Here is a 20,757-nt window from a genome sequence, read left to right on the forward strand (position 1 = left end):
AGCTAGGGTAAGGACTTGGGAAACGGCACGCGCGGCGACTTTACGCGACGCGGCCGCCGCCCGGCGGTCATAGCGCACAACAGCACAGCAGAACGGGGCTTCACTGATGGCAGAGTCGACGGCAGGATCCGGGACGGAATCGGACGGCATGACGCCGGTCAAACCCGTTGAGGCGGAACTGCTCGTAGTGACGGGCATGTCGGGAGCCGGCCGGAGCACCGCGGCGGACGCCTTGGAGGACCACGGCTGGTACGTCGTGGAAAACCTCCCCCCGCAGATGCTCGGCACCCTCGCGGAAATCGTGTCGCACGCGCCCGGGTCGATTTCCAAGCTCGCCGTCGTCATGGACGTCCGCAGCAAGGAGCTGTTCGCCGACATCCGCGCCGCCCTCCGCAATCTCGAAGCGAGCGGCGTCGGCTTCCGGGTCCTGTTCCTCGACGCGGACGACGGCGTCCTGGTCCGTCGCTTCGAGCAGGGCCGGCGCCCGCACCCGCTGCAGGCCGGCGGCAGGATCCTTGACGGTATCGCCGCCGAACGCGAACTGCTGCACGAACTCCGCACCTCCGCCGACATCGTCCTGGACACCTCGGCGCTGAACGTGCACGGCCTCGCCACAGCGATCACCGAACTGTTCAGCGAGACCGGGCCTGTGGCCCTCCGCCTCAACGTGATGAGCTTCGGCTTCAAGTACGGGCTCCCGGTCGACGCGAACTTCGTCGCCGACGCCCGGTTCATCCCCAACCCGCACTGGGTCCCTGCGCTCCGCCCGCACACCGGTCTGGACAAGGACGTCAGCGACTACGTGCTGGAGGCGCAGGGCGTCAGCAACTTCGTGGAGCGCTACGTTCTGGCCCTCGAACCGGTCCTGGACGGCTACCGCCGGGAGAACAAGCACTACGCCACCATCGCCGTCGGCTGCACCGGCGGCAAGCACCGCTCGGTGGCAGTCGCCGTCGAACTGTCCCGCCGGCTCGCGCAGTACCCGCGCGTCACCGTGACCACCACCCACCGGGACCTGGGCCGCGAGTAATGGCGCTGCTTACCGGGCCGCTGCCGCTCGTCCCTCCGGCCAGCGCGGCCTTCGCCAGCCAGCAGGATAAGGGTCCCTCCGTCGTCGCGCTCGGCGGCGGCCACGGCCTCTCCGCCTCGCTGTCCGCGCTGCGCCTCCTCACGTCCGAGCTGACCGCCATCGTCACGGTCGCGGACGACGGCGGCTCCTCGGGAAGGCTGCGGGAGGAGTACGGTGTCCTGCCGCCGGGCGACCTGCGGATGGCGCTCTCCGCGCTCTGTGACGACACGGACTGGGGCCGCACCTGGCGCGATGTTATGCAGCACCGCTTCGCGCCCGGCAAGGGCCGCGGCGGTTCCCTCGACGAACACGCCATGGGCAACCTGCTGATCGTGACGCTCTGGGAGCTCCTGGGCGACACCGTCGCCGGCCTCAAGTGGGCCGGGGCGCTGCTCGGTGCCCGCGGCGAGGTCCTGCCAATGTCCAGCGTCCCTCTGACCATCGAGGGCCAGGTCCGGGTCACCGCCCCGGACGGCACCTCGGTGCTGCAGACGCTCACCGGGCAGGCGAAATGCGCCGTGGCCGGCTCGCTGGAACGCGTCCGGCTGCTGCCGGATGACGCGCCGGCCTGCATCGAGGCGCTCACCGCCATCGAGCTGGCCGACTGGGTCATCCTCGGCCCGGGATCCTGGTACACCTCCGTGCTCCCGCACCTGCTGCTGCCGGAAATGCGCGAGGCGCTGTGCAACACGGCCGCCCGGCGCTGCCTCACCATGAACCTCGCGACGGACACCAAGGAAACCCTCGGAATGTCCGCCGCGGACCACCTGCGGGTGCTCCGGGAGTACGCGCCGGACTTCACGATCGACGTCGTCCTGGCCGATCCGGCGTCCGTGACGGACCTCGCCGACTTCGAGCAGGCGGCCGGGATGCTCGGTGCCGAGGTGGTGTTGGGTAAAGTGGGGGCGTCGAGCCGCCGGCCGATCCACGACCCGCTGCGTCTGGCAACGGCGTACCACGACATTTTCGGGAACAGGTAGGAAAGGTGCCATGGCACTGACAGCATCAGTCAAGGAAGAACTTTCCCGGCTGGACATCAAGAAGTCCTCGGTCCGCAAGGCTGAAGTGTCCGCCATGCTTCGCTTCGCCGGGGGACTGCACATCATCTCCGGCAGGATCGTGATCGAGGCCGAAGTCGACCTCGCCTCGACCGCCCGGCGGCTGCGCGCCGCCATCGCCGAGGTCTACGGGCACCAGAGTGAAATTATCGTTGTGTCCGGCGGCGGGCTGCGCCGCGGCAGCCGCTACGTGGTCCGGGTGGTGCGCGACGGCGAAGCCCTCGCCCGCCAGACCGGCCTGCTGGACGCCAGGGGCCGGCCCGTCCGGGGCCTGCCCTCCGTGGTGGTGAACGGATCCGCCGCCGACGCCGAGGCCGTCTGGCGCGGCGCGTTCCTGGCCCACGGCTCACTCACCGAACCCGGCCGGTCCTCCGCGATGGAGGTCACGTGCCCCGGTCCAGAATCCGCATTGGCCCTCGTCGGAGCGGCCCGCCGCCTCGGGATCCAGGCCAAGGCCCGCGAGGTCAGGGGAGTGGACCGTGTGGTCATCCGCGACGGCGACACCATTGCAGCCCTGTTGACCCGGATGGGTGCCCACGACGCGCTGATGGTGTGGGAGGAACGGCGGATGCGCAAGGAGGTCCGCGCCACCGCGAACCGGCTGGCCAACTTCGACGACGCCAACCTGCGGCGTTCGGCGCAGGCCGCCGTCGCTGCCGGCGCCCGCGTCGACCGCGCCCTGGAGATCCTCGGCGACGACGTCCCCGACCACCTGAAGTACGCGGGGGAACTGCGGGTGGCGCACAAGCAGGCAAGCCTGGACGAACTCGGCCGCCTCGCCGACCCGGTCATGACCAAGGACGCCATCGCGGGGCGGATCCGCCGTCTGCTGGCCATGGCGGACAAACGCGCCCAGGACCTCGGCATTCCCGGCACGGAGGCGAATGTGACACCGGAAATGCTGGACGAATAGCCTCTGCCGGGAAACACCAGCAGAATCGGATCGGGCCGGCGGGAATACCTCAGGGGGACCGGAGGCTATGCCCACAGGATTGACGATCCAGAGACTTCCGGGTGCCACAACATCCGGATGCACAATCCGAGAGTTACCAAAACGGACAACCAGTCCACGACATTGGAGGATTTTGTGACCGAGTACGTACTGCCCGAACTTGACTACGACTACGCCGCGCTGGAGCCCCACATCTCCGCGAAAATCATGGAGCTGCACCACAGCAAGCACCACGCCGCCTACGTCACCGGAGCCAACAACGCCCTCAAGCAGCTGGCCGAGGCGCGCGAGAAGGGCGATTTCGCCAACATCAACCGCCTCTCCAAGGACCTCGCGTTCCACACCGGCGGCCACATCAACCACTCGGTGTTCTGGAAGAACCTCTCCCCGGACGGCGGCGACAAGCCCGAGGGCGAGCTCGCGGCCGCGATCGACGACGCCTTCGGCTCCTTCGACGCCTTCCGTGCGCAGTTCAGCGCGGCGGCACTGGGCCTGCAGGGCTCCGGTTGGGGTTTCCTCGCCTACGAACCGATCGGCGGCAACCTCGTCATCGAGCAGCTTTACGATCAGCAGGGCAACGTCGCACTCGGCACCACCCCGCTGCTGATGCTGGACATGTGGGAGCACGCCTTCTACCTGGACTACGTCAACGTCAAGGCCGACTACGTCAAGGCCTTCTGGAACATCGTGAACTGGGCCGACGTCGCCAAGCGCTTTGACGCCGCCCGCAAGAACGCCACGGGCCTCATCACGCTCTAGAGCGGTGTTGGACGGCGGCGCGTCGTTTGCGCAGCCGTTAACCGGAACGTAACAAAGCTCACAATTCGGGCCGTTCGGCCCGGATCGTGGAAGGTCCGCCCCCGCACTTGCGGGGGCGGGTCCAGTTAAACGTAAGATGGATCACGGAAGGCGGTTAGCCTTCAGCAATGTGGCTGGTCGCCCTCCGATCTGTTAATCATCTCTGCCCAATGGCGTGCGGGATCTGTTAGTTGGCTTGAGCGCCTTCTCAACTAATCGTGCTTGAAGAAGCACCAAGGAGACTGAAAACGTGACCACCCGTATTGGTATCAACGGCTTCGGCCGCATCGGCCGCAACTACTTCCGCGCCGCACTTGCCCAAGGGGCAGACCTCGAAATCGTCGCCGTGAACGACCTCACCAGCCCGGAAGCCCTGGCACACCTCTTCAAGTACGACTCCGTGGGCGGGCGCCTGCAGGAAACGATCGAGGTCAAGGACGGCAACATCGTCGTCGACGGCAACCTTGTCAAGGTCCTCGCCGAGCGCGATCCGGCCAAGCTGCCTTGGGGCGAGCTCGGCGTTGACATCGTGATCGAATCCACCGGTTTCTTCACCAAGGCCGCCGACGCGCAGAAGCACATCGACGCCGGCGCCAAGAAAGTCCTGATCTCCGCCCCCGCCTCCGACGAGGACATCACGATCGTGATGGGCGTCAACGACGGCCTCTACGACCCCGCCGCGCACCACATCATTTCCAACGCCTCCTGCACCACCAACTGCCTCGGCCCGCTGGCGAAGGTGGTCAACGACGTCTTCGGCATCGAGCGCGGCCTGATGACCACCATCCACGCCTACACCGCAGACCAGAACCTGCAGGACGGCCCGCACAAGGACCTCCGCCGTGCCCGTGCCGCCGCCATCAACATGGTCCCCACCTCCACCGGTGCGGCCAAGGCCATCGGCCTGGTCCTGCCGGAACTCAAGGGCAAGCTCGACGGCTACGCCATCCGCGTGCCGGTCCCCACCGGCTCCGCCACGGACCTCACCGTCACCGTCTCCCGCGAGACCACCGTCGAGGAAGTCAACGCAGCCCTCAAGGCCGCCTCCGAGACCGCCGAGCTCAAGGGCCTGCTGACCTACACCGACGAGCCGATCGTCTCCTCCGACATCGTCGGGGACCCGGCGTCGTCCATCTTCGACTCGGGCCTGACCAAGGTGATCGGCAACCAGGTCAAGGTTGTTTCCTGGTATGACAACGAATGGGGCTACTCCAACCGCCTCGTGGACCTCACGGAGCTCGTCGCAGCCAAGCTGGGCTAGGGTAAGACTCATGACATTCCACGCCCTCAACGAACTGATCGCTGATGGTGTCCGCGGGCGGTACGTTCTGGTCAGAAGTGACCTGAACGTGCCGCTCGACGGCTCTACAGTGACTGACGACGGCCGCATCAAGGCCTCCCTGCCAGTGCTGACGAAGCTCACGGACGCCGGTGCCCGCGTGCTGGTCACAGCACACCTGGGCCGCCCCAAGGGCGCCCCCGAGGACAAGTACTCGCTCAAGCCCGCCGCCTCCCGGCTGGCCGAGCTCGCCGGGTTCAAGGTTTCGCTAGCCGGCGACACGGTCGGCGAGTCGGCCAAGGAGCTGGCCTCCGCCCTGCAGGACGGTGAAGTACTCGTCCTGGAGAACGTTCGCTTCGACGCCCGGGAGACGTCCAAGGACGACGCCGAGCGGGGCGCGTTCGCGGACGAGCTCGTGTCCCTGACCGGCGACAACGGTGCTTTCGTGGATGACGCCTTCGGCGCCGTGCACCGCAAGCATGCCAGCGTGTATGACGTCGCGACCCGCCTCCCGTCCTACCAGGGCGACCTGGTCCGCACCGAAGTCGAGGTGCTGCGCAAGCTCACCACCGACACGCAACGCCCCTATGTTGTGGTGCTGGGTGGTTCCAAGGTCTCTGACAAGCTCGCCGTGATCGACAACCTCATCGGCAAGGCAGACACCATCCTGGTCGGCGGAGGCATGCTGTTCACTTTTCTCGCCGCTGCGGGCCACAAGGTGGCGGGCAGCCTCCTGGAAGAGGACCAGATCCCGGTCGTGCAGGACTACCTCAAGCGCGCCGCGGACGCCGGAACCGAGTTCGTGGTGCCCACCGACGTCGTGGTGGCCAGCAAGTTCGCCGCCGACGCCGACCACGAAACCGTGCGCGCCGACGCGATTGAAGGCAGCAGCTTCGGAGCCCAGGGCATCGGGCTGGACATCGGCCCGGAGTCCGCAGCCGCCTTCGCGGAGCGGATCAAGGGCGCCAAGACGGTGTTCTGGAACGGTCCCATGGGTGTGTTCGAGTTCGCGGCATTCGCCGCCGGCACCCGGGCCATCGCCCAGGCATTGACCGAAACCGATGCCTTCACCGTGGTCGGCGGCGGCGACTCTGCCGCTGCGGTCCGGACCCTCGGCTTCGCCGATGACCAGTTCGGGCACATTTCCACCGGCGGCGGCGCCAGCCTTGAGTACCTTGAAGGCAAGGAACTCCCCGGCCTGAGCGTCCTGGACCGCTAGAAACCTCCAGCCGGCAGGGCTCCCGGTCCCAGGACGGGGCGCCTTGCCGGCTGTTCCACTGCTACGAACTTTTTGGAGACCACGTGACTACGTCAACGAACGGCAAATTCGACCGCACGCCCTTCATCGCGGGCAACTGGAAGATGAACATGGACCACGTCCAGGGCATCACCCTCCTGCAGAAACTGGCCTGGACCCTGTCCGACGCCAAGCACGACTACAGCCGGGCGGAAGTCGCCGTCTTCCCGCCGTTCACCGATCTCCGCGGCGTCCAGACCCTGGTCCAGGGCGATGAACTCAAGGTCGTCTACGGCGGCCAGGATCTCTCCCAGTTCGACTCCGGCGCCTACACCGGCGACATCTCCGGGCAGTTCCTCGCCAAGCTCGGCTGCAGCTACGTACTGGTCGGGCACAGCGAACGCCGCACCATCCACCACGAGTCCGACGAAGTGCTCAACGCCAAGACCAAGGCAGCGTTCCGGCACGGAATCACCCCCGTGCTCTGCGTCGGCGAAGGCCTGGAGATCCGCCAGGCCGGGACGCACGTCGACCACACGCTCACGCAGCTGCGCGCCGGCGTCGAGGGCCTCACCCCCGAGCAGGCCGCGGAACTCGTCGTCGCCTACGAGCCGGTATGGGCCATCGGGACCGGCGAAGTCGCCGGACCGGACGACGCCCAGGAAATGTGCGCCGCCATCCGTGCCGAGCTCTCCACCCTCTTCGGCTCAGACGTCGCCGGAAAGACCCGCCTCCTCTACGGCGGTTCGGTCAAGGCCAACAACGCCGCGTCGATCCTCAAGGAACGCGACGTGGACGGATTGCTTGTCGGTGGTGCCAGCCTTGACGCCGCCGAGTTTGCTAATATTGTCAGGTTCGAGAGTCACCTGCTGACGGATTAGTCCGGACACTGTTGTGGCCCCCGTAATCCAAATCTTCTGAAAGGCCGTCGTGGACGTTCTTCATGTCATTCTGCAGGTCCTCCTGGGTATCACCAGCCTCCTGCTGACCTTGCTCATCCTGCTCCACAAGGGCCGTGGCGGCGGTCTGTCCGACATGTTCGGCGGCGGCATGAGCTCCGGCCTCAGCTCCTCCGGCGTGGCCGAGCGGAACCTGAACCGCTTTACGATCATCCTCGGCGTCACCTGGGGCCTCGTGATCATCGGCCTCGGCCTGATCATGCGTTTCACCGGCGGCGGAGACTCCTAGCACCAATACCGGAAAACTTCATAGGGGTCCTGTGGCCCTGCCCGCATCGGGAACTCCGAACTACACTGTGGCTGATTGCATGCGCATTCCGTCCGCCTAGTAGCCAGGAGTTCCCGATGCTGCATTCCGCCTCCGGATTCCGGGGCATCCGTGTAGGAGCCACCGAAGGGGCCGCGCCCCGCCACGAACCCATCGACGGCGCCGCTGTCCGCACGCCCCGTATCCGCATCACCTACCACTGCGCCAAGGGCCACGAGACCCCGCTGGTCTTCGCCCGGCTACCAGACGAGCAGATCCCCGGGGTGTGGGACTGCCGCCGCTGCGGCGGTACGGCCACCCGGGACGAGGCGCAGTTCGCGCTCGAGGAAATCCCGGTGGAAGGCTTCAAGAGCCATCTGGAATACGTTAAAGAACGGCGCTCCAGCCAGGACGCCGAAGACGTGCTGGCCGGAGCGCTTGAGAGACTGCGCTCCCGGCGGGGCTTCCCGGAGGGATAGCACAGGGGATAGCACAGGGGGGATAGCACAGCGGGATAGCGGGGCAGCTAGCCCTTCCGGACCAGCTGTTCCGGCACCCGGGAGGCGGCGTTTTCGTCGATCAGCCAGAGGGTCTCGTTCCGTCCCCGCGGACCCGCTGCCGGCACCTGCACCGGGTTCGCCCCCGCGAGGGCCAGCCCGACGGCGCCCGCCTTGTCCTCGCCGGCCACCACCATCCAGATTTCCTCCGCCGTGTTGATGGCAGGCAGCGTCAGGGAAACCCGCAGCGGCGGCGGCTTGGGTGAATTGCGGACTCCCACCACCGACAATTCCTTCTCCCGGATGCCAGCCTGCTCCGGGAAGAGGGAGGCGACATGCGCGTCCGGGCCCACACCGAGCAGGACAATGTCGAAGCGGGGGAGGGCGGCCGGGTGCTCCGGCCGGTCATCAGACATGTCCGCGGCGTGCTCCGCGGCTGCCGCGTCGCTGAGCCGGCGGGCGTAGTCCGCGGCCGCTTCCTCCGGAGTGTCGAAATCCTCGGTGGAGCCGGGCACATGGATCCGCGCAGGGTCGGCGGCGATGAGATCGAGCAGCGCCTCGCGGGCCTGCCTGGCGTTGCGTTCCGGATCGTCCGAGGGTACGAAGCGCTCGTCACCCCACCAGAAGTTGACCTTGGACCAGTCGACCGCGGGCGCCGCCGGCGACTCCGCCACGGCCCTGAGCGAGCCGATCCCCATCGACCCGCCGGTAAGCACCACTGTCGCCTCGCCATGTTTGTCCTGGATGTCCACCAGTTTGGTGATCAGGCGGGCCGCGATGGCAGCCATGAGGACGGTCGAGTCGGGATGGATGCTTACTCTGGGGTCAGCGCTCACTGGGACGGACACTCCTTAGGTTGGTACGTGGAAGTCCAATAGTAATCACTTCGCCGAACACTTCGTCCGGATCGAGGCGGCGCAGTTCCTCGGCGAGACAGTCCTTCAGGCTGCGGCGCGGCAGGGAGATGCGCTGGGCGGGCTGGCCGGGCTGCGTCAGTTCGGCCACGGTCAGCCCGGGCCGGAACAGCTGGATGTCGCCGCCGGTGCGGGTGAGCCGCACCCGCCGGATCCCGGTGCCGGCCGGGTCCGCGACAATCGTCACCGGGGCGTCCAGCGCAAGGGTGAGCCACGCGGCTAGGAGGATGGTGCTGGGGGAGTCCGAGGCGCCTTCGACGGCGACTGCCGTGACCGGTGAACCGTCCACCTGGTCAAGGACCGCGGCCAGCTGGATCCGCCAGTTGGTCAGGCGGGTCCAGGCAAGGTCCGTGTCGCCGGCCTTGTACGTGAGGCGGATGTTCTCCAGTGCCCGTTGCGGATCGGTCTCGTTGGCCGAGTCCGTGATGCGGCGGTGCGCGATCCGCCCGATCGACGTCTCGCAGGCGTTGTTCGGCGCGCCGTGGGGCCACCAGGCCACGATCGGCGCATCCGGCAGCAACAGGGCCGCGACGAGCGACTCGCTTTCCTCCGCGAGTTCGCCGTAGCCGCGGAGCAGGATGACCTCGGAGGCCCCGGCGTCGCCGCCCACCCGGATCTGCGCGTCGAGCCGGGTCGGGGCAGCGGCCCCGGCGTCGGCGAGGACGATGATCCGGCAGGGGTGCTCACGGCTGGCCTCGTTGGCGGCCTCGATGGCCTCCTCTTCCAGCCCGGACTTGGTGACGACCACGAGGGTCAGCACCCGGCCCAGGGCAATCACGCCGCCCTGCTCGCGCAGCGCCATGATCTTCTTGGAAATCTTGGAGGTGGTGGTATCGGGAAGATCTACGATCATGGCCTTCTCCAGGTTCGTCCGTCACGGGCAAGCAACTCGTCGGCGGAGGCAGGTCCCCAGCTTCCGGGCGCGTAGGGTTCGGGCTGCTCGTCCAGGGACGCCCAGTAGTCCTCGAACGGATCCAGGATCTTCCAGGACAGCTCCACTTCCGCGTGCCGCGGGAACAGCGGCGGCTCGCCAAGGAGCACATCGAGGATGAGCCGTTCGTAGGCCTCGGGGCTGGACTCCGTGAACGAGTGTCCGTAGCCGAAGTCCATGGTCACGTCGCGGACTTCCATCTGCGTGCCGGGAACCTTGGACCCGAAGCGGATGGTGGCGCCCTCGTCGGGCTGGACCCTGATCACCACGGCGTTCTGGCCGAAGTCGTCTTCGCCGTGGTCGGTAAAGAGCAGGTTGGGGGCGCGTTTGAGCACGACCGCGATCTCGGTCACCCGGCGGCCCAGCCGCTTCCCGGCGCGCAGGTAGAACGGCACTCCGGACCAGCGCCGGGTGTTGATGTCCACCCGGATCGCGGCGAACGTCTCCGTGGTGGAGTCGGCGGGGATGCCGTCCTCTTCGAGGTAGCCGACGACCTGCTCGCCGCCCTGCCAGCCACCGGTGAACTGCCCGCGGGCCGAGTGCGTGGAGAGGTCCTCGGGCAGCCGGACGGCGGCAAGGACCTTTTCCTTTTCGGCGCGCAGGTCATCGGCGTTGAAGGAAATCGGTTCTTCCATCGCGGTCAGCGCCAGGAGCTGCAGCAGGTGGTTCTGGATGACGTCGCGGGCCGCGCCGACGCCGTCGTAATACCCTGCCCGGCCGCCGGTGCCGATGTCCTCGGCCATGGTGATCTGGACGTGATCCACGTAGTTGGCGTTCCACAGGGGCTCGAACAGCTGGTTCGCGAAGCGCAGCGCCAAGATGTTCTGCACCGTCTCCTTGCCCAGGTAGTGGTCGATCCGGAACACGGCGTCCGGCGGAAAAACCGACTCGACGATGTCGTTGAGCTGGCGCGCCGACTCCAGATTGTGGCCGAACGGCTTTTCAATCACCACACGCCGCCACTTGTCGCCCTCAGCCTGGGCCAGGCCGTGCTTGGACAGCTGCCGGCAGACCAGCTCGAACGCGTTTGGCGGGATGGAGAGGTAGAACGCATGGTTGCCGCGCGTTCCCCGCTGCTCGTCGAGTTCGTCGATGGTTTCACTCAGCCGCTTGAAGGCGTCGTCGTCGTCGAACTCACCCTGCACGAAGCGGATGCCCTCGGAGAGCTGCTTCCACACCGTTTCATCAAAGGGGGTGCGGGCGTAAGCCTTGACGGCTTCCTTGACCTCGGCCGCGAAGTCCTCGTTGTCCCAGTTGCGCCGGGCGAAGCCCACCAGGGCGAAGCTCGGCGGCAGCAGCCCGCGGTTGGCCAAGTCGTACACGGCCGGCATGAGTTTCTTGCGCGCGAGGTCCCCCGTGACCCCGAACAGGACCAGGGATGACGGTCCCGCAATACGGTTCAGGCGCCGGTCCCGCGGGTCCCGGAGCGGATTGCGCCCAGACCTTCCCGAACGCGTCGGGGACGTGCTGCCGCCGTTGAGTTTTTCTGGCATGGTTACGTTGGTGCCTTACCTTTAGGTGGAGGGGACTGCCTGGCCGGCCAGCGTGGAGACGAGGTCCTGCAGCTGGCGGACGCCGGCTGCGCGGTCCGTGAGGTGCAGGCGGAGGACCGGACGGCCGTGGTCGGAAAGCACCTGCGCGTCGCCGGCGGCCTGGGCCGAGATCAGCTCGCCGAAGGTGAAAGGACGGTCCGGGATGGCGAGGTCGGTGGCGGCCGCGGCCGTCACCTGCAGGAAGACGCCGATTGCGGGTCCGCCCTTGTGGAACTGACCGGTGGAGTGCAGGAAGCGCGGGCCCCAGCCGAACGTCACCGGGCGACCGGTGACGGCGGCCAGCTGGTCCCGCACACCCTCCAGGGGGGCGTAGGCGAGCCGGTCGAAGTACGCCTGGACGCTCAAGTAGCTGTCCGGGCCGAGCTCGCCCAGCAGGGCGGTGACTGCCCCGGCGGCGGTGTCCGCGGCGCCGAGCCAATCCCCGCCGCGGACCTCGATGGCACCGTCGGTGAAGGCTGCCGGCGTCGGCTCCGGCTGGGCGTCCAGCAGTCCGCGGGCGGCCACCTTGGCGGCCTCGACGTCGGGCTGGTCGTACGGGTTGATGCCGAGCAGGCGCCCGGCCACGGCGGTGGCGAACTCCCACGTCATCATCTGCGTGGGCAGGCCGCCGGCGATGGCGACCTCATTTTCCCCGAGTTCGACGTCGGCGTCCGCGGCGACGAGGCGGACCACCAGGACGTCGGCTGCACCGAGGGTGGCCTCCGGCGACGCGGGTCCGGCAACGACCGGCAGCACGCCGGTACCGAGCTTGCCGGTGGATTCGGCGATGAGCTGTTCGGCCCAGTCGGCGAAGCCCTTGATGCCGGAGCCGTCCTCGGCGATGACGATCTTGTTGCGCAGCGGGTTGGTGCCGCCCAGCGCCGCGCCGAGGGCGAGGCCGATGTTCTCCTCGCCGTCCTCGTTGAGGACCTCGGCTGCCTCTTCCGCTTCGTCCAGGAAGGCCTGGATGTCCACGCCGGCCAGGCCGCACGGCACGATCCCGAACGCGGTGAGCGCCGAAAAGCGTCCGCCGACGTTGGGATCGGCGTTGAAGACGGCGCGGTAGCCGGCCTCCCGGGCGGACTTGTCCAGCGGCGAGCCCGGATCGGTGACGATGATGATCCGGCTCTTCGCGTCGAGACCCGCCTCGGTGAAGGCGTGCTCGAAGATCCGGCGCTGGGAGTCCGTCTCCACGGTGGATCCGGACTTGGAGGACACCACGATCGCGGTTTCGGCCAGCCGGTCCGCGAGGGCGGCGGCCACCTGGTCCGGATCGGTGCTGTCCAGCACTGTCAGCTCGACGCCGGCGGTTCCGGCGATGACCTCTGGGGCCAGCGAGGATCCGCCCATGCCGCAGAGGACAATCCGGCTGACGCCCTCGGCGCGCAGGGCGTCACGCAGTGCCAGGATGTCCGCCACGAGCGGCTGGGAGACGGTGGCCGCCTCGACCCAGCCCAGCCGGACGGAAGACTCGGACTCGGCGTCGGGGCCCCACAGGGTGGGGTCCTTGGCGAAGATCCGGGTGGCGACTTTGTCTTCCAGCAGGGCGGGCAGGTGCTGTTCGTGGGCCAGGCGGGCGGCGCCCGTGGCGTCGTAGCTGAGAGTGGTCATGGGGACTATGCGCCCTTCCGTGCAGCGGCGAGGGCTCCCTCGACGTCGGCCAGCAGTTCCTTCCAGCTTGCCACGAACTTGTCGAGGCCTTCGGACTCGAGCACCGCGACGACCTCGTTGTAGGAGATGCCGAGGGCATCGAGGGCGTTCAGCGTGGCGTTGGCGTCGTCATAGCCGCGGGTGATCGTGTTGCCCGTGACGGTGCCGTGGTCGAACGTGGCGTCGAGGGTCTTCTCCGGCATGGTGTTCACGACGCCGGGCGCCACGAGTTCCGTGACGTAAAGGGTGTCCGGGTAGGCCGGGTCCTTGACGCCGGTGGAGGCCCACAGCGGGCGCTGGGGGAGCGCCCCGGCGTCGGCGAGGAGGGCCCAGCGTTCGGTGGAGAACAGCTCCTCGTAGACCTGGTAGGCGAGGCGGGCGTTGGCCACGCCGGCCTTGCCCTTGAGGGCGCGGGCCTCGTCGGTGCCGATCGCGTCGAGGCGCTTGTCGATTTCGGAGTCCACGCGGGAGACGAAGAAGGACGCCACGGAGTGGATCTTGGAGAGGTCGTGGCCGTTGTCCTTGGCCTGCTCGAGGCCGGACTGGAAGGCGTTGATGACGGCGCGGTAGCGTTCCAGCGAGAAGATCAGCGTGACGTTGACGCTGATGCCCTCGGCCAGGGTGGCAGTGATGGCCTCGAGGCCTTCCAGGGTTGCCGGGATCTTGATGTGGACGTTGTCCTTGCCGACCTTTTTGTACAGGTGCTTGGCTTCGGCGATGGTGCCGGCGGTGTCCCAGGCCAGGCGCGGGTCAACCTCGATGGACACGCGGCCGTCAACGCCCTTGGTGGCGGCTGCCACTGGAGCGAAGAGTTCGCAGGCGTCGGCGACGTCGGTGGTGGTGATTTCGAAGACGGTCTCCTCCACGGTGGCGCCGGCCGCGGCCTGGGCCGCGATGATGGCGTCGTAGTCGTGGCCGGTGGTGATGGCGGCGTGGAAGATGCTGGGGTTCGTGGTGACACCGACAACGTTCTTCTCTTCGATCAGCTTGCGGAGCGTTCCGGTGGCGAGGCGGCCGCGGGAGAGGTCATCGAGCCAGATGGAGACGCCGGCGTCGGACAGCTGCTGGGTGGGGGTGGTGGTCATGGGTAACTCCTGAAGTCTGGGGCCGCCGCCATCAGTAGGGCGGCGGCCCGGAAAGTGGGAAGTCTGGGTCAGGCCGGGAGGCCCGCGAGGGAATCCTTGGCTGCGGCGGCGACAGCCTCCGCGGTGATGCCGAATTCCTGGAACAGGCGCTTGTAGTCCGCCGAGGCGCCGTAGTGCTCAAGGGAGACGGAACGGCCGGCGTCGCCGACGAATTCCCGCCAGCCCAGGGAGAGCCCGGCTTCGACGGATACCCGTGCCTTGACTGCAGCCGGGAGCACCGCTTCACGGTAGGCGGCGTCCTGCTTGTTGAACCACTCGACGCACGGCATGGAGACGACGCGGGTGGGGATGCCCTCGGCCTGGAGCGCCTCACGGGCGTTCACGGCCAGCTGGACCTCGGAACCGGTGCCGATCAGGATGACCCGGGCGTCGGCGGTCTTGCCGTCGGCCGAGGCCTCGGCCAGGACGTAGCCGCCCTTAGCGACGCCGGCGGTGGAGCCGAACGTGTCGCCGTCGGCGTCGCCGGTTCCGCGGGCATACGTGGGGATGTTCTGGCGGGTCAGCACGATGCCGGCCGGGTTCTCGTGGTTCTCGAGCATGACCTTCCAGGCGGCCGCGACCTCGTTGGCGTCGCCGGGCCGGACGACGTCCAGGCCCGGGATGGCACGGAGCGAGGCGAGCTGCTCCACCGGCTGGTGGGTCGGCCCGTCTTCGCCGAGGCCGATCGAGTCGTGCGTCCAGACGTACAGCGACGGGACTCCCATGAGGGCGCCGAGGCGGATCGCCGGGCGCTGGTAGTCGCTGAAGATCAGGAAGGTGCCGGAGAACGCGCGGGTGCGGCCGTGCAGGCTGATGCCGTTGACGATCGACGCGGCGGCGTGCTCGCGGATGCCGAAGTGCAGCACCCGGCCGTAGGGGTTGCCCTTCCAGGCATCCGTGGAGCGCGAGACCGGGATGAACGACGGCGAACCCTCGATCGTGGTGTTGTTGGACTCGGCGAGGTCGGCCGAGCCGCCCCACAGCTCCGGCATGACCGGGCCGATCGCGTTCAGGACCTTGCCGGAGGCGGCGCGGGTGGAGACGTCCTTGCCGGCCTCGAAGACCGGGAGGGCGGCGTCGAGTTCGGCCGGAAGCTTGCGGGCCTCGACGCGCTCCAGCAGGGCCGCCGCCTCGGGGTTGCCGGACTGCCAGGCCTCGAAGGACTCCTGCCACTCGCTGCGGGCGGCCGCGCCGCGGTCCACGACGGCACGGGCGTGGGCCAGGACGTCGTCGTCGACCTGGAAGGAACGCTCCGGGTCGAAACCGAGGACCTTCTTCAGGGCGGCGACTTCCTCGGACCCGAGGGCGGAGCCGTGGATCTTGCCCGTGTTCTGCTTCTTCGGGGCCGGGTAGCCGATGATGGTGCGCAGCGAGACGATGGAGGGCTTGCCGGTCTCGGCCTTGGCGGCCAGCAGGGCCGCGTGCAGTTCCTGCACGTCCTCCTTGTACTCCCCGGTGCGGGTCCAGTCGACGCGCTGGACGTGCCAGCCGTAGGCCTCGTAGCGCTTCAGGACATCCTCAGTGAAGGAGATGTCGGTGTCGTCCTCGATCGAGATGTGGTTCTCGTCGTAGATCACCACGAGGTTGCCGAGCTCCTGGTGCCCGGCGAGCGAGGACGCCTCGGACGTGACGCCTTCCTGGAGGTCGCCGTCGGACGCGATGACCCAGACGGTGTGGTCGAACGGGCTGGTACCCTCGGCGGCGTCGGCGTCGAACAGTCCGCGCTGGCGGCGCTGCGAGTAGGCGAAGCCGACGGCGGAAGCGAGGCCCTGGCCCAGCGGGCCGGTGGTGATTTCGACACCCTTGGTGTGCTTGTACTCCGGGTGGCCCGGAGTCAGCGAGCCCCAGGTGCGCAGCGCCTCAAGGTCCTTCAGTTCCAGGCCGTAACCGGAGAGGAAGAGCTGGATGTACAGCGTCAGGGAGGTGTGGCCGGGGGAGAGGACAAAACGGTCCCGTCCCAGCCAGTCGGGGTTCTTCGGGTCGTGCCGCATCAGCTTCTGGAAGAGAAGGTAGGCGGCCGGAGCCAGGCTCATCGCGGTACCGGGGTGGCCGTTGCCGACCTTCTCAACGGCATCGGCGGCCAGGACGCGGATGGTGTCCACGGCGCGCTGGTCCAAGCTGGTCCATGTCAGTTCTTGCTCTTCCAAATGTGGCACGAAAACCGGGCCCCTCTCTGTGCTGACGGCGGGCGGTATGGTCCGTCCCGTCCGGGGCACAGTTCGGTGCCCGCTGCGGTACGTACCAGCCGTTCACCATCGAAACGTTGATCTATCATTCAGTCGCGTGTGCACATGCACAACTGCAGATGCTGCAGCCACCAAGGCGGCCGGATATAGCTGCGGCCCGTGCACGCTGATCTGCTGACAGCTTAGCCCCATTCCACCTGCCAGGCGCTGTATATCTCACCAATTGGACGGGTTTTACGCTTATATGAATCACCGGTAGCCGCGGCGGCAGTGAGCCCGCGTTAATCTGTTCGAATCATGGCTGTGCGGCGGTGGCATGCCCGGGAGCGGCCGTCCCGTGCCTGCACGGTATGATGGTCAGTGGCTACCAACGGGGGCGAGGGACACGCCTGTGCGCTGCGCGTGGACCCCCTCGATATGCAACCCGCGTTGCGGAACCAGCCGGACTGAACAGCCAGACAGAACAGAGTGACTGCCACCGTGAGCACAACAGATACGCCGCTGACCGCTTCGACCACCCGCGGAAGAACCGGCTTCTCCCGCAAAGCCAAGGCCTATCTGGCGCTCACGAAACCCCGCGTCATCGAACTCCTGCTGGTCAGCACTTTGCCCACCATGATCTACGCGGAGCGCGGCTTCCCGTCGATCGGCCTGATCCTGGCAACCCTCGTGGGCGGCGCGTTTGCCGCCGGCAGCGCGGGCGCGTTCAACTGCTACCTCGACCGCGACATCGACAAGCTGATGCACCGCACGGAGAACCGGCCCCTGGTTACGGGTGAGGTCACCCCGCGTGAAGCGCTGGTCTTCTCGTGGCTCCTGGGCGCGGCCGCGATCGCGATCCTCTGGTTCGGCGCCAACCCGCTCTCAGCCTGGCTTGGACTCGGCGCGATCGTCTTCTACGTCGTCATCTACACCATGATCCTCAAGCGCCGCACGGCGCAGAACATCGTCTGGGGCGGGGCAGCCGGCTGCTTCCCCGTGCTCATTGCCTGGGCCGCCGTGACCAACACGGTGGAATGGCCCGCCATCGTCCTCTTTATGGTGATCTTCCTGTGGACCCCGCCGCACTACTGGCCGTTGTCCATGCGCTACGGCGAGGACTACCGCAACGCCAACGTGCCAATGCTTGGCGCGATCGCCGGGGCCAAGGTCGTCTCGGTGCAGGTGGTCCTGTACGCCTGGGCCATGGTGGCGTGCTCGCTGCTGCTGGTTCCAGCCGGCGGCGCAGGCTGGGTCTACACCGTCACCGCCGTGCTCGCCGGCGCTTGGTTCCTCTACGAGTCGCACGCGCTGTACAACAGGGCGCAGGCGGGCGACGTGTCCAACAAGGGCGCCATGAAGGTCTTCCACGGCTCCATCAGCTACCTGACCCTGCTCTTCATCGCCCTCGCCGTGGACCCGTTCGTCGGCTCCGCCATCATGGGCGGCTGATCAGCCAGCCACGGGACCCTGAGCCGTCACACCCGGCACAAACAACGCGGGGTCAGATACCGCCCATCCGGACGCCCGGAATGGACCGTATCTGACCCCGCGTTGTTTGTGTGGCGCTACTTGGGTGTGCCTACTTGGCCGGGCTGCTGCGGGCCAGGTCGGCGGCGTTCGTGGCCGCGCTCATCAGCAGGGCGGCCGCGAGCATGTGCGCCCCGACCAGGAGCGCCGGGATGCCGTTGTAGTACTGGGTGAACCCGATGACGGCCTGCAGCACGGTGATGCCGAGGAGCAGCATGACGGCGGTGCGGAACGGGCCGGTGATCCGGTCGCGGAGGACGAGGTACAGCGCGAACAGCGTCCCGGCGGTGACGAGGTAGGCCGGGACGGCGTGGATGTGCGAGAACAGGTCCCAGTCCAGGTTGTTGCGCGGGGCGTCGGCGTCGCCGGCGTGCGGGCCGGCGCCGGTGACCACGACGCCCAGGCACACGGCCAGGGCGGAGAACAGCGCGACGGCGGACATGAGCGGACGCGCCACGCCCGGCAGGGCGGGCAGTTCAGCCACCCGGAATTTCCCCGTCCGCCCATAAGCGCGGTTCACCAGGAGGGTCGCCACGACCACAAGGGCCATGGAGACCAGGAAGTGCAGCCCCACCACCCAGGGGTTCAGCTGGGTCAGCACGGTGATGCCGCCGATGATGGCCTGGGCCGGGATGCTGGCGAGCAGCCCGAGGGCGAGCAGGAAGAGGTCGCGGCGCTCCTTGCGGAGGTTCCAGAGGTAAACCAGCATCGCCACGGCGATGGCGGCCAGGGCGAACGTCAGGAGGCGGTTGCCGAATTCGATGATGCCGTGGATCCCCATTTCCGGGGTGTTCACCAGCGAGGAATCCGTGCAGCGCGGCCAGGTGGGGCAGCCCAGGCCGGAGGCGGTGAGGCGGACGGCGCCGCCGGTCACAATCAGGAGGGTCTGGCCGATCAGGGACAGCACCGCCAGCCGCTTCACCGTCTTGTCGACGGTGACGGGCAGCCAGGCGATGTTCCGGGAAGCGGTCCGGGGAGGGCGGGAGGCCGTGCTCACAGTTTTCTCAATTCCATTTGAACCAACGGGTCGCTGCGCCGCCGGCAATCGCCGTCCAGAGCAGCAGGACAAGTACGAAGACAGGGTTGACGGTGCCGGACAGGAATGCTTCCCGCATTGCCTGCCCCAGGGCGCCGGAGGGCAGGAACTGCACGATCGCCTCCAGCAGGGCAGGCAGACGCTCGGCCGGGACCACGATCCCGCCGAGGGCACCCAGCAGGATCCACAGCAGGTTGGTGATGGCCAGGGTCGCTTCCGGCCGGACGGTGCCTGCCACCAGCAGGCCAAGCGCCGTGAAGGCGGCGGCGCCCAGCACCAGCAGGGCGAGTGCCGGGGCCCAGCCCTGCGGATCCGGCTGCCAGCCCAGCAACAGGGCCACGGCCGTGACCACGACCACCTGCAGGGACAGCACCGCGAGGACCGCGAGGATCTTCCCGGCGATCAGTCCGGTGCGGCCCAGGGGAGTGGTGGAGAGGAAACGCAGAACCCCGTAGCGGCGGTCAAAACCGGTGGAGATGCCCTGTCCGGTGAAGGCCGTGGACATCGCACACAGCGCAAGGATCCCCGGCACGGCAGCATTGATCCGGCTCGCGCCGAACCCGTCCAGCAGGGGGGTGACGGTCAGGCCCACCATGGCCAGCAGCGGAAGGACGATCGCCAGGATCAGCTGTTCGCCGTTCCGGAGCATCGTGACGGTCTCGTACCTGCCCTGCAGCAGGATGCGCCGCAGCAGCGTGGCGGGCGCACCGCCAAGGGGGCGGGCCGGCGGGGCGCTGCCCGAAGGCGCGTTCCCCAGCGCGGCGCTGTCGCGGGTCATCGGATCTCCCTTCCGGAGATGTCGAGGAAAACGTCTTCCAGGCTGCGGGCCTCAAGGCTCAGCGAACGGGGCATGATTCCCCGGGCCGCCCACCACGCGGTGATCGCGGCGAGGTCGGCCGGGGTCAGCGCGCCGGTGGCGGCATAGCTTCCCGCCCGCGCTTCGGTGACGTCGACGCCGTCGGGCAGCACTCCGGTGAATTCCAGGCCGGGATCGGCCTCGAAGAGCAGGGTGCGGACGTGCTGTTCCCCGGCCTCGGGCGGCAGGGGGTGCTGCAGCAGCTGCGCCACTGTCCCCTCGGCCACATTGCGGCCGGCGTCAATGATGTAGACGTAATCGGCGAGGCGCTGGGCGTCATCCATGAGGTGTGTGGTCAGGACGATGCCCATGCCGCTGTTCCGCAGTTCGGAGATGAGTTCAAACACGAGTTGGCGCGACTGCGGGTCCAGGCCGGCGCTCGGCTCGTCGAGGAAAAGCACCTCGGGGTTGCCCACCAGGGCGGCCGCAAGCGCCAGCCGCTGCTTCTGCCCGCCGGAAAGCCGCCGCACGGAGGTCCGGCTGAAGGCATCGATGCCAAGGCGGTCAACAAGCTCCCCGACCGGCCAGGGGTCCTGGTACATGCCGGCAATATGCTTGAGCAGCGGGATGGGACGGGCCGACGGCGGCAGCCCGCCGTCCTGCAGCATCACCCCGACGCGGGCCCGCAGCCCGGCCCCGGCCGTGTCCGGGTCCTCGCCCAGGAGGCTGATGCTGCCGTGGGTGCGTTTCTGGAGCCCCTGGGCGCATTCGATTGTGGTGGTTTTGCCGGCACCGTTGGCTCCCAGCAGGGCTGTCACCTGTCCGCGTTCGGCGACGAGGGAAAGGCCGCTGACCACACGCAGCATTTTGCCGTCGAGGGTGGACAGTGGACCTACATCCTTGACTAGCCCGCTGATGGACAGGACGGGGGATTCGGGGGATCGCACCACAGCATTCTACGGGATGTAGTACGCCCGGGCCGG

General features: G+C 67.9%; 19 protein-coding genes. 10 read left to right on the forward strand and 9 right to left on the reverse strand.

Translation table 11 applies throughout. The features are described 5' to 3' along the window. Window positions 1-106: 106 nt before the first annotated feature. The 9 genes from rapZ to AC1DC5_RS07230 all read left to right on the forward strand — a co-directional run bounded on the left by rapZ (window position 107) and on the right by AC1DC5_RS07230 (window position 8,078). Window positions 107-1,030, forward strand: coding sequence for an RNase adapter RapZ (gene rapZ, locus AC1DC5_RS07190; protein WP_441404032.1), 924 nt, complete (start codon window positions 107-109; stop codon window positions 1,028-1,030). Continuing rightward, window positions 1,030-2,049: a gluconeogenesis factor YvcK family protein gene (locus AC1DC5_RS07195; RefSeq protein ID WP_441404033.1), complete on the forward strand. Its 1,020-nt coding sequence runs from the start codon at window positions 1,030-1,032 to the stop codon at window positions 2,047-2,049. Before rapZ ends, AC1DC5_RS07195 begins: the two co-directional genes overlap by 1 nt. Before the next feature lie 10 nt (window positions 2,050-2,059). Further along, the gene (gene whiA / locus AC1DC5_RS07200) at window positions 2,060-3,040 is read left to right on the forward strand and encodes a DNA-binding protein WhiA (protein WP_066438143.1); all 981 of its coding nucleotides are present in this window, start codon (window positions 2,060-2,062) and stop codon (window positions 3,038-3,040) included. Between the two features lie 174 nt (window positions 3,041-3,214). Then, window positions 3,215-3,838 carry a superoxide dismutase gene (locus AC1DC5_RS07205; protein WP_441404034.1) on the forward strand — a complete coding sequence of 208 codons (624 nt, stop codon included), beginning with the start codon at window positions 3,215-3,217 and terminating at the stop codon, window positions 3,836-3,838. Window positions 3,839-4,127: 289 nt separating this feature from the next. Then, entirely contained in the window at window positions 4,128-5,138 is a 1,011-nt protein-coding gene (gap, locus tag AC1DC5_RS07210) for a type I glyceraldehyde-3-phosphate dehydrogenase (RefSeq protein ID WP_441404035.1), read from the forward strand. Window positions 5,139-5,148: 10 nt separating this feature from the next. Then, on the forward strand, window positions 5,149-6,375 hold the full coding sequence (locus AC1DC5_RS07215) for a phosphoglycerate kinase (RefSeq protein WP_441404036.1): 1,227 nt from the start codon (window positions 5,149-5,151) through the stop codon (window positions 6,373-6,375). Window positions 6,376-6,458: 83 nt separating this feature from the next. After that, window positions 6,459-7,274 (forward strand): triose-phosphate isomerase, encoded by an 816-nt coding sequence (tpiA, locus tag AC1DC5_RS07220; protein WP_441404037.1) that lies wholly within the window; start codon window positions 6,459-6,461, stop codon window positions 7,272-7,274. Between the two features lie 49 nt (window positions 7,275-7,323). Beyond that, window positions 7,324-7,581, forward strand: coding sequence for a preprotein translocase subunit SecG (gene secG / locus AC1DC5_RS07225; RefSeq protein ID WP_476864686.1), 258 nt, complete (start codon window positions 7,324-7,326; stop codon window positions 7,579-7,581). Between the two features lie 116 nt (window positions 7,582-7,697). Next, window positions 7,698-8,078, forward strand: coding sequence for an RNA polymerase-binding protein RbpA (locus AC1DC5_RS07230; protein WP_441404039.1), 381 nt, complete (start codon window positions 7,698-7,700; stop codon window positions 8,076-8,078). A gap of 47 nt (window positions 8,079-8,125) precedes the next feature. On the opposite strand, the gene pgl is transcribed toward AC1DC5_RS07230, so the two are convergent. The 6 genes from pgl to tkt all read right to left on the reverse strand — a co-directional run bounded on the left by pgl (window position 8,126) and on the right by tkt (window position 16,394). After that, window positions 8,126-8,932 (reverse strand): 6-phosphogluconolactonase, encoded by an 807-nt coding sequence (pgl, locus tag AC1DC5_RS07235; RefSeq protein ID WP_441404040.1) that lies wholly within the window; start codon window positions 8,930-8,932, stop codon window positions 8,126-8,128. After that, window positions 8,922-9,863 (reverse strand): glucose-6-phosphate dehydrogenase assembly protein OpcA, encoded by a 942-nt coding sequence (locus AC1DC5_RS07240; protein WP_441404041.1) that lies wholly within the window; start codon window positions 9,861-9,863, stop codon window positions 8,922-8,924. Before AC1DC5_RS07240 ends, pgl begins: the two co-directional genes overlap by 11 nt. Then, on the reverse strand, window positions 9,860-11,434 hold the full coding sequence (gene zwf, locus AC1DC5_RS07245) for a glucose-6-phosphate dehydrogenase (protein ID WP_476864687.1): 1,575 nt from the start codon (window positions 11,432-11,434) through the stop codon (window positions 9,860-9,862). The genes AC1DC5_RS07240 and zwf overlap by 4 nt, the downstream gene beginning before the upstream one ends. Window positions 11,435-11,455: 21 nt before the next feature. Beyond that, complete coding sequence (locus AC1DC5_RS07250; protein ID WP_441404043.1) at window positions 11,456-13,084, reverse strand: glucose-6-phosphate isomerase; 1,629 nt, start codon at window positions 13,082-13,084, stop codon at window positions 11,456-11,458. A gap of 5 nt (window positions 13,085-13,089) precedes the next feature. Then, on the reverse strand, window positions 13,090-14,208 hold the full coding sequence (tal, locus tag AC1DC5_RS07255) for a transaldolase (RefSeq protein ID WP_476864688.1): 1,119 nt from the start codon (window positions 14,206-14,208) through the stop codon (window positions 13,090-13,092). 68 nt (window positions 14,209-14,276) lie between these two features. After that, a complete protein-coding gene (tkt, locus tag AC1DC5_RS07260) occupies window positions 14,277-16,394 on the reverse strand; it encodes a transketolase (RefSeq protein WP_476864689.1) in 2,118 nt (705 codons plus the stop codon). A gap of 507 nt (window positions 16,395-16,901) precedes the next feature. Here tkt and AC1DC5_RS07265 point away from each other — a divergent pair. After that, window positions 16,902-17,864, forward strand: coding sequence for a heme o synthase (locus tag AC1DC5_RS07265; protein WP_441404046.1), 963 nt, complete (start codon window positions 16,902-16,904; stop codon window positions 17,862-17,864). A 130-nt stretch (window positions 17,865-17,994) separates the two neighbouring features. Here the strand turns inward: AC1DC5_RS07265 and AC1DC5_RS07270 are convergent, their stop codons facing one another. From AC1DC5_RS07270 to AC1DC5_RS07280, 3 genes are read right to left on the reverse strand one after another with little or no spacing between them, the layout of a single operon-like run. After that, entirely contained in the window at window positions 17,995-18,939 is a 945-nt protein-coding gene (locus AC1DC5_RS07270; RefSeq protein ID WP_441404047.1) for a COX15/CtaA family protein, read from the reverse strand. A gap of 7 nt (window positions 18,940-18,946) precedes the next feature. Next, entirely contained in the window at window positions 18,947-19,756 is an 810-nt protein-coding gene (locus tag AC1DC5_RS07275; protein ID WP_476864690.1) for an ABC transporter permease, read from the reverse strand. Beyond that, the gene (locus AC1DC5_RS07280) at window positions 19,753-20,721 is read right to left on the reverse strand and encodes an ABC transporter ATP-binding protein (RefSeq protein ID WP_476864691.1); all 969 of its coding nucleotides are present in this window, start codon (window positions 20,719-20,721) and stop codon (window positions 19,753-19,755) included. The genes AC1DC5_RS07275 and AC1DC5_RS07280 overlap by 4 nt, the downstream gene beginning before the upstream one ends. Window positions 20,722-20,757: the final 36 nt, after the last annotated feature.

The organism is Arthrobacter sp. 10L424 (assembly GCF_056395325.1).